This window comes from Streptomyces tatrensis (assembly GCF_049310065.1).
GTDB lineage: Bacteria > Actinomycetota > Actinomycetes > Streptomycetales > Streptomycetaceae > Streptomyces.
This window is the reverse complement of sequence record NZ_JBMDLB010000007.1, coordinates 1,041,933-1,056,363: the sequence shown is the minus strand read 5'-3', so window position 1 is coordinate 1,056,363 and position 14,431 is coordinate 1,041,933. Positions and strand designations below refer to the sequence as shown.

Sequence of the window (14,431 nt, the reverse complement as noted above, 5' to 3'; positions counted from 1 at the left end):
GGCGCGGGGGCTGTGTGTCGGAGCCCCCGCGTCAGGGTCCCCACGTCAGGGTCCCCACGTCAGGGTCCCCACGTCAGAGTCCCCGCGTCAGAGTCCCCGCGCCCGGTACAGATCACGGATCAGGGCGATCTCGGCCCCGTGGTGCAGCAGTTCCTGGTTGACCCACCAGGCGATGTCGACGAACGGCTCCTCCGCGTCGCTGCCGTGCGGGTAGGTGCAGTACCCCACGGTGTCCAGAGCGGCCTCGTCGACGCTCAGCAGCGCACCGCGCCAGGCCGCCGCGGCGGAGCCGAAGGCGGCGACCGCCTCCGAGGCCCCGCCCTCGACGCGGTGGTCGGCCCGGGTCAGCCGGCGGCTCCCGGCGGTGTGGTCGGCGCGCAGGGCGAGCATCTCGGTGAGGTGGCTCAGGCGCCACGCGATCGTGGTGAACGGCGGCGGCCAGGGGTGCGGATAGGCCGCGGCATCCCGCCCCCAGTCGCCCGCGCCGGCCAGTGCGGTCGCCCGCGGACCGGGCCCGTCCGCGCGGCGCCGCACGGACCAGCAGTCCGGGACCGGTTCCCAGAGGTACTCCTCGTCCGTCATGGGGCCGACCTCGGTGTCCGTCCCGTCGCCGCTGTCCATGACGGGGCCGGCCATACGGTCGCAGAGGCGGGTCCGGGCGAAGTCGAACTGGGCCAGCAGGGGGACCAGGCGGGGTGGGGTCACGGGAGCGTGCTCCTGTCCTAGGCGGTGGTGGCGACGACGGGGTCGGCGGCGTCGGTGGCCGTGTCGGGCGCGGTTTCCACCCAGTCGACCAGCTCGATGATCACACCGTTGGGGTCGGACACCAGGAACACCCGCTCGCCCCAGGGCTCCACGCGCGGCTCCATGACGATCGGGACGCCCTCGGAGCGCAGCCGTTCGTACTCTGCGGGCAGGTCGGCCACGGTGACCACGGACCGGAGCGGCGCGGGCGACCCCGTCCGCACGTTGGAGCTGCTGTGGCGCGAGCCGGGGCAGGGGGCGCGGTCGGGACTGGCCGCGCTGACGATGCGGGCACTGGCCCAGCGGCTGGGGGTCACCCCCATGACCCTCTACACCTACGTCCCCGGCAAGGCCGAGCTGCTCGACCTGATGCTCGACGCCGTCTACCTGGCCATGGAGCGCGGCGGGCCGGCCCCGGACGGAGCCTGGCGGGAGAGGGTCGCCCGCGTCGCCGAGGAGAACCGCGCGCTGTTCCTGCGGCACCCGTGGATCGGCGAGCTGTCCGTCACCCGCCCCCCGCTGGGCCCCGGGGTGATCGGCAAGTACGAGCACGAGCTCGCGGCCTTCGACGGCATCGGCCTCACCGACGTGGAGATGGACGCGGCCCTGACCCACCTCCTCGGCTTCGTCCACGCGCAGGCCCTGGCCGCCGCCGACACCGCGGCCCACAACGCCCGCCTGAGCGACCAGGAGTGGTGGGAGCTCAGCGCCCCGCTGCTGGAGCGGGCTATGGACCCGGAGCGCTACCCCCTCGCCGGGCGGGTCGGCAGCGCGGTCGGCGGGTACAGCCCCGGGACCGTGTGGGACTTCGGCCTGCGCTGCGTCCTCGACGGGATCGCCCGGCTGCTGGAGCGGGGCTGACCCGGGCCGGCGCGGGCGGGATCGCTTCGGGTCGGGCCCGATCCGAAGGGTCCGCCCTACCGGTAGCCGGTGGGGTCCGCCGGGAGGTCCGGGTCCTGTACCTCGACCATGTACCGCCAGGCGTCCGGCCGGCTGCCGTCCACGTCCGTGAAGCCGTAGACCTGCGCGAGCTGCCCGCTGGAGAGCGACTGCCCGTTCCAGCGGGGCAGTTGCGGGTCGGAGGCCAGGGCCGCGACCGCGCGGCCGACGTAGAACGGGGTCTCCGAGATGCCGAAGTGCGGGACCATCTTCAGTGCGTCCCGCCAATTCGCCTCGGTGACGCCGAAGTTGTCGAGCATCATCTCCGACCGGAGCCAGCCCGGGGTCAGCGCCACCGCCGTCGCCCCGCGCGGGCCCACCTCGTGTCCGAGTGCGAACGCCATGCGCAGCACCGCCGACTTGGCGATGTCGTAGAAGAAGGAGACCCGGTAGCGGCTCGCGTTGTACTCCGCCGTGCCGTCCGTCATCTCCACCACCAGCCCGCCCGGTTCGCGCAGCAGCAGCGGGAGCGCGTAGTGGCTGGTCACCGCATGGGTCTCCACGGCCAGTCGCAGCAGCCGCAGCCCCTTGTCCAGGTCGTGCTCCCAGACCGTGCTCTCCCACTCGAAGAGCCGCTCGCCGCCCCAGATGTCGTTCACCAGCACGTCGAGCCGGCCCTGCTCGGCGTCGATCCGCCCGACCAGGGCCTCGACCTGTTCGGGCACCAGGTGGTCCGCGACCACCGCGATGCCCCGGCCGCCCGCCGCCGTGACCAGCTCGGCCGTCTCCTCGATCGTCTCGGGCCGGTCGTACTCCGAGCGCCTGCCCCGCGTACTGCGCCCGCTCACGTACACGGTCGCGCCCCGCGCCCCCAACTCGACCGCGATGCCCCTGCCCGCGCCCCGGGTCGCCCCGGCCACCAGGGCCACCTTGCCTTCGAGAGTCCGCTGCACTTCCTCCGCCATGACCGCGACCCTACGACGCCCGCGTGCGGCGGGCACGGTGCGGCGCGCCTGCGGATCACCTCTTCGAGGCGGGTACGGCCTTGAACAACCGGCCCCCGAGGCCGCACTGTTGGCCGAGATCCGTTCGTATTGTCAGGAGACAGGCTTGTCCACCGACCCCGCGCAGGCATCCGAGCCCACGCCCTCGTCCACACCTCCGTGCACACCCGCGTCCACGTCCGCGTCCCCGCACGTCATCGACCCCGCCGGCGGCTGCCCGCACGCCCTCAACGCCCGGCTGCGCGCCCGCGGGGCCGTGGCCGAGGTGGTGCTTCCCGGTGGTGTGCCCGGCGCGGTCGTCCTCGGTCACGAGGCGTTGAAGGAGTTCCTCGGCCACCCCGATGTGGCCAAGGCCGCCCGGCACTTCCCCGCCCTGCACGACGGCACCATCGCCCCGGACTGGCCGCTGCGCGTCTTCGCCAACGCCCAGGGCATGCACACCGCCGACGACGCCGACCACCGCCGGCTGCGCTCCCTGGTGGGCAACGCCTTCACCGCCCGCCAGGTGGAGCGGCTGCGCCCCCGGATCGAGGAACTGACGGCCGGCCTGCTGGACGACCTGGACCGGGCGGCGCAGGCGTCCCCCGACGGGGTGGCGGACCTGCGCACGCATTTCGCGCTCCCGCTCCCGATGAGCGTGATCTGCGAGCTCCTCGGCGTGAACCCCGAACACCGGGGGCGGCTGCACGAGCTGTCCAACACCGTCATCGTGGCCACCGAATCCACCCCGGCCGAGGTCATGGCGGCCGTGCGCGAGCTCGTCGAGCTGATCGGGGCCATCGCCGCCACCCGCCGGGCCGATCCCGGCGAGGACCTGACGAGCGCGCTGATCGCCGCCCGCGACGGTGACGGGGACCGGCTCAGCGAGGCCGAACTCACCGGCACCATGCGGCTGATGCTGGTCGCGGGCCACGAGACCACGCTCAACCTGATCAGCAATGCCGTCCGCGCCCTGTGCACCCACCGCGACCAGCTCTTGCTGGTCCTGGAGGGGAAGGCCACCTGGTCCGACGTCGTCGACGAGACCCTGCGCTTCGACGGCCCGGTCAGCTGGTTCCCGTTCCGCTACCCGACCCGCGATGTGACCATCGACGGGACCCTGATCCCGCAGGGCACCCCGGTCCTCGCCGGCTACACGGCGGCCGGCCGCGACGAGGCCTTCCACGGTCCGGACGCCGACCGCTTCGACCTGACCCGCCCCACCGCGGCCCGTCACCTCTCCTTCGGACACGGCGCCCACTACTGCGTGGGAGCCCCGCTCGCCCGGCTGGAGGCCACCATCGCCCTGGAAACCCTCTTCACCCGCTTCCCGGACCTGGACCTGGCCGTCCCCGAAGCGGAACTCCCGCACCAGCGCAGCTTCATAGGCAACAGCGTGGAGTCGCTTCCGGTCCGCCTACGGGGTCTCGCCGGGCGGTGAGATCTCCGTGCTCAGCCACCCCAGGGCGTCGGGGTACATCGCGATCCAGGTCTGGAAGTTGTGCCCGCCCTGCGGGCGGACCAGGGTCTTGATCCGGACCCCGGAGTTCTGGGCCGCCTCGGTGAAGTCGGTCAGCTGCTGCGGCGGGCTGTCCTTGTCCTGCGCGGAGGTGGCCAGGAACAGCCCGACGTCCGTGTTCTTTTCGTGTCGGACCAGCCACATGGGGCTGTTGCGTTCGCGCAGCACGGGATCGGACAGCACCTCCGGGTCGCCGGTCAGCGGATCCGGGTCCAGGGCGGCGCCCGCCCGGAACGCCTTCGGGTACTGGAGCGGCAGCTTGGCCGCGCAGAAGGCCCCGGTGGAGATGCCCATCAGCCCCCAGCCCCGGGGCTCGGGGAGCGTGCGGAAGTTCTTGGCGATCAGGTCCGGCACGTCCTGCGCGAGCCAGCTCGCCACCTTCCGCTGCGGGGTGTCCGTGCAGTCGGTGTTCACCCCTCCGGGGTACAGGTCGGGGATGACCAGGATGAACGGGTGCGCCGCGCCGAGCTGGACGAGCTGCTCCAGCGCTCCGGGCATGTCGCCGATGTCGATCCAGGAGCGGGGCGAGCCCGGGTAGCCGTGCAGCAGCATCAGCACGGGGAACCGGGTCTTGTCCGCGCCCGGTGCGTCGTACTCCGGGGGAGTCCACACGATCACCTGGCCGGCGAGCTTCGAGTGGGAGCCGCGGAAGAAGGTGGTGCGGGTGCCGTCGCCACTGGGGGTGAACTTGGCCCGTCCCAGCGGCGGCCCGGTCATGGAGGAGTCGTTCTGACCGGTGTCGGTGCCCAGCAGGTCGTCCCAGGAGGAGTAGAGGCCGTAGCTCCCGTTGATCCAGGTGGCCACCACGCAGATGGCGGTGAGCTGGCACAAGCCGATCATCAGCAGCCGGGCCGGCCAGCGCACCCAGCCGGGCCCGGGGATCCGGTTCCACAGGAGCAGCGCGGCGAGCATCGCGAGGGCGGTGACGACGATCAGCGTGACGAGGAACGACGTACTGGTCAGCTCCACTGCGCCGGCTCCTGACGTACGACGGAATGATGGAGAATTCCGGACAATACGCCAAATCTACGATGTACACCGCCCGGGGGAGCGGGCGGTGCGCATCGTGTCGGGACCGGGGAGGGGGTGCCGGGACCGGGGGAGATGGGTCCCGGGAGGTGAGTGCCGTGCCGGGAGCCGGTCTCAGATCAGGAAGCGGTACCGGCGGACCAGCGCGGTCCGGCGCCAGGCCCGGCCGAGTCCGAAGTGGTTGTCCGCGGCGGTCGTGGCCACGACCGCGCCGGCCACCGCGAGGATCCAGTGGTCGTCGGTGACGGGGTTGGTCGCGGGCAGCATCGTGACGAGCCACATGAAGCCCATCATCATCGCGCAGGACACGGCGGCGATCCGCGTGCCGATGCCGAGGAGGAACGCCAGGCCGATGCCGAGCAGGCCCGCCATGAAGATCAGGTCAAGCCAGCCGGCGCCGGCTACCGAGTCGAAGGCGTGAGCGAAGGGGCCCTTCGTCCCGTGCAGCAGGAACCCTTCGGTCGGCGAGCCTCCGTTGATGACGGACTTGGCCGAGGGGGTGCTGAATCCGAGCCCGAACAGCTTGTCCAGGAAGGGCCAGATGAAGGTCCACGCGACCAGGACGCGGAGGGCGGCGAGGGCGATGCGGGCCGGCAGGGCGAGTGTGGGACCACTCTCACCTCCGGTCGCCCCGGCGGCCGGGTCGGTCGCGGTGATCTTGCGTGAAGGGGTGAGCAGAGTGGCCATGACGTGCACCTTTGTCCGTTGCCAGGAGATTGTGAATGCATTCACAATCTACGATCCTTATCTGGCGTGAACGAACGGCGAAGATCCCGAACCGGGGGGTCGGAAGACCTCGCAGGTCAGGACCTTCGTCCTGGGGTAGATTCACCGCCTGTTCACCTGCGCGGTTCCGGGGCTTTCGGGCGGGCTGGTGTCGTATGAGGCATGATCGACGGGGATATGCGGAAACTGCAGAAAACGCAGAAAGCGACGAGTCGCCGGATTCGTTCCGGAGTGCGGGCCGGGATGTCGCCGGTGGCGCCGTCGCGCGCGGGCTACCAGGTCAAGCTGCTCGTCGACCCGGAACGGGTGCTCGACGCCGACGGCCTGCCCACGGCCGCCGCGGCCGCCGCGCTGTCGCTCGGCGCACCCGGCCGCACGGAGGTCGCCCAGTACGTGGACGACGCCGGGCGCAGCCTGAACGGGCAGGGCTGGATCGTCCGCATCCGGCGCCACGACGACGAGAACCGGATCCGCCTCGCCTACAAGGCCCGCTTCGACATCGAGGGCGACGGTACGGACCCGGCCGCCGTGCGGCGCGTCATGGACCGGGCATCCGGACACAACTTCTGCGCGGCCGACGGCAATTACACCGTCCAGGTCAACCTCAGCCATACCCGCGCCACCCTGGACTTCACCAACAAGAAGTGCCGGCCGGTCCCGGGGCTGGCACCCGGCGAGCTGCCCGGGCTCGACGCCTCCCGCGCCCTCGTCCTGGACCGCCTCCCCGGGAAGCTCGCCAAGTGGGGTGCGAAACCTGCCGGTTGGGCGGAGTCGGTCGCTGCTTCATCCCGACTCCACGGTCCCGTAAGACAGGCCAACTATCCTGGCCGGATGCTCGATCACGCGATGGAGACGCAAGTCAGCCGGCTGCGGACCGCCTCCGGCGAGCTGGCCTGGTTCGCAGAGATCACCGCCAAGGGGCGCACCCTGCGCGACGCGGTCGAGCTGCGTTCCGACCTGATGGGCAAGCTCCGCGCCGAGGGCTGGCTGCTGGAGCGGGACGCCTTCAAGACCGAGCTCATCCTCGGCCGGTGAACACCTCCGCGCCCGCGCCGATACGCGTGGCCCACCTGGCCGACCTGCACATAGGCTCCGCCCTGCGCGGCCTGGCCGACTACCCCGGGGCGCCCGCGATAGACCGGCGCGAAGCCCCGTACGAGGCCCTGAGCGCGGCCGTCCACCGCATCGCCGGGGGCGGCTACGACGCGGTGCTCATCGCCGGGGACGTCTTCGACCGCCGCCACGCCGACGCCCGGGCGCTGGCCGCCTGCCAGGACGCGCTCGGCGCCTTCCACGAAGCGGGCCTGCGCACGGTGGTGGTCTCGGGCAACCACGACGCCGAGACCACGCTGCCGCACAAACTGAACCTCCCGCCCTCGGTGCGCTGGCTCGGCGCCGACGCCCCCGAGTCGGTGACCTGGCCCGACCTCGGCATCACCGTCCACGGCCAGTCGGTGGCGGTGCCCGACGAGCGCCGCGACCTCGCGGCCGGCTTCCCCCGCGCGATACCCGGCGCCGTCAACATCGGGCTGCTGCACACCAGCCTGCACGGAGCCTGGAGCCGCAGGATCTGCGCCCCGGCCGACCCGCGGACGCTGGCCCGCGCCGGCTACGACTACTGGGCGCTGGGCCACGTCCACCACCGGCTGGTCCCCGGCGCCGGCGCCTTCGCCGCCTACCCGGGCAACACGCACGCCCGCGGCCCCGGCGAGCCCGGCGGCCGCGGTTTCACCGAGCTGCTGATCGAAGGCCCCGCCGCGTACCCGGGCCCGGGCGGCGGCGACCGCCGCCGGATCCGGATCCTCCCGGTGGACACCGCCCCGGTGCGCTACGAGACGCTCCACCTCCCGTACCCGCAGACCGCCGAGGCCGACCTGAAGGACCGGTTCGCGGCCGTCCCGGAGCAGCCCGGAGGCGGCGCCGTCGTCTGGACCCTCAGCGCCGCCACCCCGCCCGGCCTCCTCCACGAGGCCCGCGCCCTGGCCGGCCCGGCCGCCATGGTCTGCCCGGCCGAGGGCCCGCACACCGGGGGCCCGGCCGTAGCCTGCTGACCCGGCCAGGTCGGCAGGACACGGGACGACGCCGGCCTGACGAGCGGCACGATCCGAAAGAGACGGCCTAGCCCCGGACCCGGACCGTCACCGCGTGCCAGCCGGTGGCCCCGTCGGGGAGGGTTCCGGCGCGGTCCCCCGTCTGTACGGCGCCGGTGCGGTCCGTGGCGCGGACCTCCAGGGTGTGCCCGCCCGGAGCCGCCTCCCAGGGCCACACCCACTGGCGCCAGGTGTCGTCCCCGTCCGCCGCCGCGAGCCGGGCCTGGCGCCACGGGCCCGCGTCCACCCGTACCTCGACCCGCGCGATGCCCCGGTGCTGCGCCCACGCCACTCCGGCGACGGCCACCCGGCCCGCCGCGACCTCGGCGAAGGGGCGCGGGGTGTCGATGCGCGACTGGGTCTTGACCGGAGCCCGCTGCGCCCAGGAGCGGCGCACCCAGTACGCGTCGTACGCGGCGAAGGTGGTCAGCCGCAGCTCGCGCAGCCACTTGCACGCGGAGACGTACCCGTACAGGCCCGGCACGATCATCCGGACGGGGAACCCGTGCCGGAAGGGGAGCGGCTCGCCGTTCATCCCCACGGCCAGCAGCGCCTCGCGGCCGTCCATCACGGCCTCGACGGGGGTGCCGAGGGTCATCCCGTCCACCGAGCGCGCCACGAGCTGGTCCGCCCGGCCGCCCTCGGACGGCGGTCGAACCCCCGCCTCGCGGAGCAGATCGGCGAGCCGCACGCCCAGCCAGCGGGCATTGCCCGCGTACGGGCCGCCGACCTCGTTCGACACGCAGGTGAGGGTGACGTCGTGCTCGACCAGGGGGCGGGCCAGCAGGTCGCGCAGGCCGAGGTCGAGGGGCCTGGAGACCCCGTCCCCGTGTACGCGCAGCCGCCAGGTGTCCGCGTCCACGCGCGGGACGACCAGCGCGGTGTCCACCCGGTAGAAGGCCCGGTTGGGGGTGATGAAGGGGGTGGTCCCCGGGATCCGCAGGTCCGACCCGGCCGGTACCGGCGGGGCCGGCACGGCGGGCGGCGGAAGGACGAGCCCGGCGCGCGAGGCCGTGGCTCCCGCGTCCCCGAAGGCGCCGAGCCGCCGACCGGCGTACCCGGCCCCGGCCGAGAGGGCCAGGGTGGCGAGGGCGAGGCGGCCGAAGCCGCGCCGGTCCATGGCGGCGGGCGGGCCGGCTCCCGAGGACCGCGGGTGGGGCCGGGGGACGGCTCTGACCAGCAGGTACACCACTCCGGCGGCCACGACCCCGCCCACCAGCGAAGGCAGCGCGTCCTGCCAGGCCGCTTCCGGGCGGCCGAGCGCGGCCACCGCGCCGAGCACGCCGAAGGCGGCGGCGAGCGCCGTGCCCGCGGCCGGGCGGCGTACGGCGAGCAGCCCGGCCACGATCGCCGCCGCGGCCAGCACGGCGCCGATGCCCAGGGTCAGGACCAGTTTGTCGGCCGTACCGAACTGGCGGATCGCCCATTCCTTGACGGCGGCGGGGGTCGCGTCGACCACGGCCCCGCCGACGGCGGTGACCGGTGCGGCCTCGGGGCGTACGGCCGCCGCGGCCAGCTGGGCCAGAGCGAGCCCGGCGAAGGCGGCGAGCAGTCCGCTGACGGCGCCGAGCGCGGCCCGGCCCGGCCGTGCGGTGCCGGCCCGCCCCGCTTTCGTACGGATCATGTGGAGTCACCGCCCGCCCCGCTCGGTGGGATGTGCCCCCGGTTACCAGGGTGCCTCCGCACCGGGGGTCCGCGCCTCGGGTGAGCGGGTACCCGGCCCGCTCCACGGCCGTCGTTTGCGCAGTTCCACGATCCCGTCGGTGAGCCGTTCCCGCAGATCGGAGCGGCGGCGCAGCTGTAGATCCCGGTCGGCGGACGGCCGTAACCGGCCGGTGGCGGGCGGACCGGCGGGCAGGCCGGCGGGCGTGGCGGCGGGCATGGTGCCCCCGCCGGTGAGGAGCGTCAGCAGCTCCAGCGTCGATGGCGTGCGGTGCGGGTCGGTCTCGGACATGGCGGGCGTCCTTCCGGCGATGGCGGCGTCGGAAAGGGCGGCCGTCGGATGGTGTTTCCGTGACCGCCCCTGATCCGTTCCCGTCAGTTTCCTTCAGTCAACCCGGTGCCGCGCTTGAGCGGCGGCCGATCGCCCCGGTTGTCCCCCGGGCGGGTGGGGAGCATCCCGCCCAAGGGTGAGCGGCGCTTCATCGGGAGATCTCCACCCGCCGTGTGGTGTAGGTCAGTTGACCTCGGGGAGAGTGGCGGCGATGCCGGTCGCCAAGACGTACGGGTCACCGCTCGGCCGCGCCGGGTGGCGGGTGGTGAGCCGGGCCCAGTCGTCCTCGAAGGCGTGCCAGTCGATCGCCCTCGGCGCGGCGCGCCGCACGAGGGCCTCCTCCAGCGAGGCGAAGTAGGAGGTCCAGCGCCGGGCGTACAACTCGCTGATCAGGCCGCTCCATTCACGGTTCGCGTAGTCGTGCAGGAAGCCGCCCTCGCTGGTGCTCTGGCGCCCCCACACGCTGAGGATCGAGCGGGCGTCGTACTCGTACCGGTCCTGCTCGGCCTCGTCCGCGCCGTGCGAGCGGGCCGCCGACAGCCAGGAGCCGAGCAGGAAGTTCGGATCGGAGCCGACGAGCGCGTCCAACTGCTTCTCGCGGTGGGCCCAGTCGGCGGTCAGTTGCCGGAACAGGGCCAGGTCCTTGGCCTCGTAAGCCGCCTTGATCTTGGGCAGCAGCACCCGCGAGTGGTTGGCGAGGGCCTGCCGGGTGGTGTCCACCAGGTCGAAGCGGTAGGCGCTGGAGCCGCGCAGTCGCGGGTCCACCTCGAGCAGATGGTCCAGGGCGCGGCGCACCGAACCCGCCTGATACCGCATCGCCTTGGGGCTCCAGTAGGCCGATCCCACCGCCGTCAGGCTCGGCCGGGCGGTGAACAGGCTGTCCTGGGACTCCGACCACAGCCCCGAGGAGGTGCTGTACGGGCCCTTGCGCAGCTCCTCCCAGGCCGCGGCGGCCGCGGCGTCCGGGGCCCCGTACCGGCGGCCCGCGAAGTCCGCGAACCACTTGCGCTGGTCGATGGGGCCGGGCTCCCATGCCAGGTCGGTGAAGAGGTCGAAGGCGGCCGGGTTGGTCCCGGTGGCCTCGGGGAGGTAGGCGATGCCGGTGAGCGCGCTGTCGGGCTTCGCGCTCCAGGCCTGGAAGCGGTCGATCCACACCGAGGTGTTGGCGCCGATCGTCGTGTGCCCGCCGAAGTTGTAGATCGAGCCGATGGCGTACGAGGTCCCGCCCCAACGGGTCTCGCGGTCCAGCCGGTTGTACCGGTCGGAGAGCCCGTCCAGGATCAGCAGCTTCGAGGTGTCCACCCCGGCCAGCAGCTCCTTGGTCGGATCGTCCTGCCAGCCCAGCACCGCCCACAGCGCCCCCGGGTGCGCCGCCCACAGGGCCTGCTGCACCGCCCCGGCGGCCGCCTTCACGTCCACGGAGCCGGTCTGCCCGCCCTCGTGCAGCGGGCTCATCCGGTACATCGTGCTGTCCCCGAACACCGCGCGCTGCTCCGCGTAGTACGCGGCGGCCAGCCGGGCGAAGGGCGGCGAGACCGGGTCCAGCCAGTCGGGCCGGTCGAAGCCCGCCCAGTCGCCCTGCGGAACCGTCACCGCGCCCGGATTGCGCCCGGCGAAGGACGGCGGCACCGTCCCGAAGTAGCCCGGCAGGACCGGGGTCATGCCGAGGCTGCGCAGCTGTTCGGCGATCCTGCCGCCCAACGTGGCCCGCCCGCGCATCAGTTCCTCGGACACCGGGCCGCCGAAGCCGCTCAGGTTCTGCAGCAGCCACCAGCTCTGGTGACCGGGGCCCGGGATCCACTCCCGCATCTCCTCGGCGGTGTAGCCGAACCGCTGGAGCGCCCGGTAGTACGGGTACTCGGCACCGACCTGCACGAACACCTCGTTGATGCCGTGCAGCGCGAGCAGGTCGATCTGGCGCTGGTGCTCCTCGAAGGTGCGGTACGGACCGGAGTACCCGTCGTCGGTGTCGTTGAGCGCGTACCGGTGCGCCACCCGCGCGCTGCGGGTGACCGGGGAGGGCACCGCCGGCAGCTCGGCGGGCAGCACGCCGATGCTGTCGCCGGGCCAGCCGATGTCGGCTCCGGCGACGTGCTGGAGGTACCAGCCGACCCCGGTGAGCAGGGTGGCGCCGGTGGAACCCCGGACGGTGATCGCGCCGGCGGTGCCGGACACGGTGAAGGTGTCGGGCCCGGCTCCGGGGTCGGACACCAGCGTGAACTGCCCGGCGTGGCGCGGCAGCAGCCGCTGCAGGGAGGCCCGCGCGGGGCCGGCGTCGAAGGCCCGCGGCCGGGCCGTGGGCGGGGTCGCGGACGCAGCCGCGGGCGGCGTCGCCGTGTGCCCCGCGCCGGACCGGGCAGGGTTCCGGGCCGCGGGAGCCGTTGCCCCCGCCGCGGGATCCGTCGCTCCGGGGGCGGCCCCGGCGACCGCCAGGGTGAGCAGGACCGCGGGCAGCGCGGCCAGGGTGACCCGGCGGCGCGCCCGCCGGGCCCGGCCGTCGCGTGGGATGGGGACCGGCATGCGCGTCGTCCTCGTCTCGGCCGGCTCCGGCGCTGCGGCCGGCCCGCTCGGCTCGGTGGGTGGGTGCTTCCTCGTCTGATGCCTCGTCGGCTTCCCCATGGGGCGGGCCGTCAGACCGGCAGGGCCCAGGCCTGGTCGACCTGGTGGTCGCCGCAGGGCGTCAGCCGCAGCCGCTCGGCGGGGGTGCCCGGTTCGACGGGGACCGCCGCGGGCGCCGGAGCCGTCAGGCAGAGCCCGCTCGCGTCCTCGACCAGGGTCCCGTCACGGCGGGGCGTCCAGCTCTGACCGGGCTCGCGGCGCCGCTGGTCGCCCGAGCAGTCGGCCAGCTCCACGAGGCCCTCCTCGCCCGCCGACAGGCAGGCGCCGGCCAGGCGCAGGCTGCCGTACCGGCCCAGGGTCCAGCGCTGGTCGGGTGCTCCCGTACAGGCGGCCATCACGACGGCGCCGACGCCGGTGGTGTTCGCCCCGTCGGCGCAGGCGGCGGTCGTGCCGGTGCCGCGGCCGGCGATCTGCCCGGTGGGCACGGGCTCGGCGCAGCCGGTGCGCGGGGTGAGCCGCCAGACACCGGTGTCGTGCGCGGCCAGCGTTCCGGTCAGGGCGTCGGACACCTCGCGGGTCTCACCGGTCCACAGGTTCTTCGCGTCGACGGTGCACGAGCCCAGCCCCAGCCCGAGCTCGTCGAGCGGTACGCGGATCTCGCGGGCGGCGGCGGACCGGTTGAGCACGGCGACCGCGCGGTCCCCGTTCGCCAGCGGCCGCACCAGGATGTCGAAGGTGGCGTTCGAGGAGACCACCGCGCCCTGGACGCCCATCGGGTCCTGGTCCAGCGTGATCAGATCGGTGTTGCCGAGGGCGGCGAGCCCGTCCGGGGTGAGCTCGGAGACCTGCGAGGACAGGATGAACGGCGCGGCCATCATGGCCCACAGGCCGACCTGGCTGCGGCTCTCCGCCGCGGTGAGCCCGGGGGCGCCGGCGATCAGGAAGTCGGGGTCGTTCCAGTTGCCGGGGCCGGCGTAGCGGCCCAGCCAGCGGTTGTAGCCGTAGTTGCCCATGACCGAGCTCCAGCGCGAGGTGTCCGGGGCGGTGGGCTTGTAGACCTTGATGTCCCGGCCCTCGCGCCACAGCTGGCCGGTCTCCCCGACCCAGTCGATCACCTTGTGCCAGTCGGAGCCGCCCCACTCGCCCTGCTGGAAGTAGGCGGGCGCCGACGCGGACAGCACCATGTCGCGGCCGCTGTCGCGCAGCGCCTTGGCGACGGAGTTGTAGGCGTCCCGGTAGGCCTGCTCCTTGGTCTTCCCCTCGGGGATCCAGAGGTTGCAGCCGTCCATCTTGACGTAGTCCACCTCCCAGGAGGCGAACTGCCGGGCGTCGCGGGCGTAGTGGTCGGGTCCGCCGCCCTCCGGGGAGCCGCTGCCGGGGTAGCGCTCGCAGGTGAGCGAGCCGGCGTCCTGATAGATGCCGAACTTCAGCTTCCTGGCGTGCAGGTACGCGCCGAGCCAGGCCATGCCGTGCGGGAACTTCTGCGTGTCGACGACCAGATTGCCCTCGGCGTCACGGCTCTTGGTCATCCAGCAGTCGTCGATGGTGACGGTGTCGTAGCCCTTGGCGGCCAGGCCGGTGGCCACGAGCGCGTCCGCGTTCGCCACGACCTTGGCCTCGTCGATATCGCACATGTAGTGCGCCCAGTTGTTCCAGCCCATGGGCGGGGTGAGCGCGAGCGGGGTGTCCGAGGTCGCGTGGGGCTCGGCCGCCGCAGGCGCGGGGCAGAGCGCGAGGGCGAGCAGGGCGGCCGCGGTCAGACAGGGGAGCGACGCACGCAGGCGAGGCGGCACGGAGTCTCCTTGACGTGGGGGCTGTCGAGGGCTCAGTGCAGCGGTGTGACTACCCGCTGTCAACATAAGTCGGGGGTTATTGATCAATGACCAGCAATATGGGTGTAGTCGAGTGC

General features: G+C 73.5%; 13 protein-coding genes. 4 read left to right on the top strand and 9 right to left on the bottom strand.

The genetic code is table 11. The annotated features are described in order from the left end of the window. Positions 1 to 87 precede the first annotated feature (87 nt). Together ACODT5_RS08575 and ACODT5_RS08570 are read right to left on the bottom strand one after the other, a co-directional pair. On the bottom strand, positions 88 to 705 hold the full coding sequence (locus ACODT5_RS08575; RefSeq protein WP_422518584.1) for a DinB family protein: 618 nt from the start codon (positions 703 to 705) through the stop codon (positions 88 to 90). A 17-nt stretch (positions 706 to 722) separates the two neighbouring features. Continuing rightward, positions 723 to 935, bottom strand: coding sequence for a VOC family protein (locus ACODT5_RS08570; RefSeq protein ID WP_422518583.1), 213 nt, complete (start codon positions 933 to 935; stop codon positions 723 to 725). On the opposite strand from ACODT5_RS08570, the gene ACODT5_RS08565 reads away from it, so the two are divergent. After that, complete coding sequence (locus ACODT5_RS08565; RefSeq protein ID WP_422518582.1) at positions 928 to 1,605, top strand: TetR/AcrR family transcriptional regulator; 678 nt, start codon at positions 928 to 930, stop codon at positions 1,603 to 1,605. The genes ACODT5_RS08570 and ACODT5_RS08565 overlap by 8 nt on opposite strands. A gap of 56 nt (positions 1,606 to 1,661) precedes the next feature. Here the strand turns inward: ACODT5_RS08565 and ACODT5_RS08560 are convergent, their stop codons facing one another. Next, the gene (locus ACODT5_RS08560; RefSeq protein WP_422518581.1) at positions 1,662 to 2,588 is read right to left on the bottom strand and encodes an SDR family oxidoreductase; all 927 of its coding nucleotides are present in this window, start codon (positions 2,586 to 2,588) and stop codon (positions 1,662 to 1,664) included. Between the two features lie 235 nt (positions 2,589 to 2,823). Between ACODT5_RS08560 and ACODT5_RS08555 the strand changes: the two genes are divergently transcribed. Beyond that, on the top strand, positions 2,824 to 4,047 hold the full coding sequence (locus ACODT5_RS08555; RefSeq protein WP_422519595.1) for a cytochrome P450 family protein: 1,224 nt from the start codon (positions 2,824 to 2,826) through the stop codon (positions 4,045 to 4,047). On the opposite strand, the gene ACODT5_RS08550 is transcribed toward ACODT5_RS08555, so the two are convergent. After that, on the bottom strand, positions 4,024 to 5,094 hold the full coding sequence (locus tag ACODT5_RS08550) for an alpha/beta hydrolase (RefSeq protein ID WP_422518580.1): 1,071 nt from the start codon (positions 5,092 to 5,094) through the stop codon (positions 4,024 to 4,026). The genes ACODT5_RS08555 and ACODT5_RS08550 overlap by 24 nt on opposite strands. Before the next feature lie 174 nt (positions 5,095 to 5,268). Further along, positions 5,269 to 5,841, bottom strand: coding sequence for a DoxX family membrane protein (locus ACODT5_RS08545; RefSeq protein WP_422518579.1), 573 nt, complete (start codon positions 5,839 to 5,841; stop codon positions 5,269 to 5,271). A 291-nt stretch (positions 5,842 to 6,132) separates the two neighbouring features. On the opposite strand from ACODT5_RS08545, the gene ACODT5_RS08540 reads away from it, so the two are divergent. After that, positions 6,133 to 6,915, top strand: coding sequence for a hypothetical protein (locus ACODT5_RS08540; RefSeq protein WP_422518578.1), 783 nt, complete (start codon positions 6,133 to 6,135; stop codon positions 6,913 to 6,915). Next, positions 6,912 to 7,931 carry a metallophosphoesterase family protein gene (locus ACODT5_RS08535; protein ID WP_422518577.1) on the top strand — a complete coding sequence of 340 codons (1,020 nt, stop codon included), beginning with the start codon at positions 6,912 to 6,914 and terminating at the stop codon, positions 7,929 to 7,931. The genes ACODT5_RS08540 and ACODT5_RS08535 overlap by 4 nt, the downstream gene beginning before the upstream one ends. 67 nt (positions 7,932 to 7,998) lie before the next feature. Here the strand turns inward: ACODT5_RS08535 and ACODT5_RS08530 are convergent, their stop codons facing one another. From ACODT5_RS08530 to ACODT5_RS08515, 4 genes are all read right to left on the bottom strand, one after another. Further along, positions 7,999 to 9,594, bottom strand: a complete 1,596-nt coding sequence (locus ACODT5_RS08530) for a molybdopterin-dependent oxidoreductase (protein ID WP_422518576.1) — start codon at positions 9,592 to 9,594, stop codon at positions 7,999 to 8,001. A gap of 42 nt (positions 9,595 to 9,636) precedes the next feature. Further along, on the bottom strand, positions 9,637 to 9,924 hold the full coding sequence (locus ACODT5_RS08525; RefSeq protein ID WP_422518575.1) for a hypothetical protein: 288 nt from the start codon (positions 9,922 to 9,924) through the stop codon (positions 9,637 to 9,639). A gap of 222 nt (positions 9,925 to 10,146) precedes the next feature. Further along, the gene (locus tag ACODT5_RS08520; protein WP_422518574.1) at positions 10,147 to 12,483 is read right to left on the bottom strand and encodes an alpha-N-acetylglucosaminidase; all 2,337 of its coding nucleotides are present in this window, start codon (positions 12,481 to 12,483) and stop codon (positions 10,147 to 10,149) included. 110 nt (positions 12,484 to 12,593) lie between these two features. After that, positions 12,594 to 14,315 (bottom strand): ricin-type beta-trefoil lectin domain protein, encoded by a 1,722-nt coding sequence (locus ACODT5_RS08515; RefSeq protein WP_422518573.1) that lies wholly within the window; start codon positions 14,313 to 14,315, stop codon positions 12,594 to 12,596. Between the last annotated feature and the right edge of the window lie 116 nt (positions 14,316 to 14,431).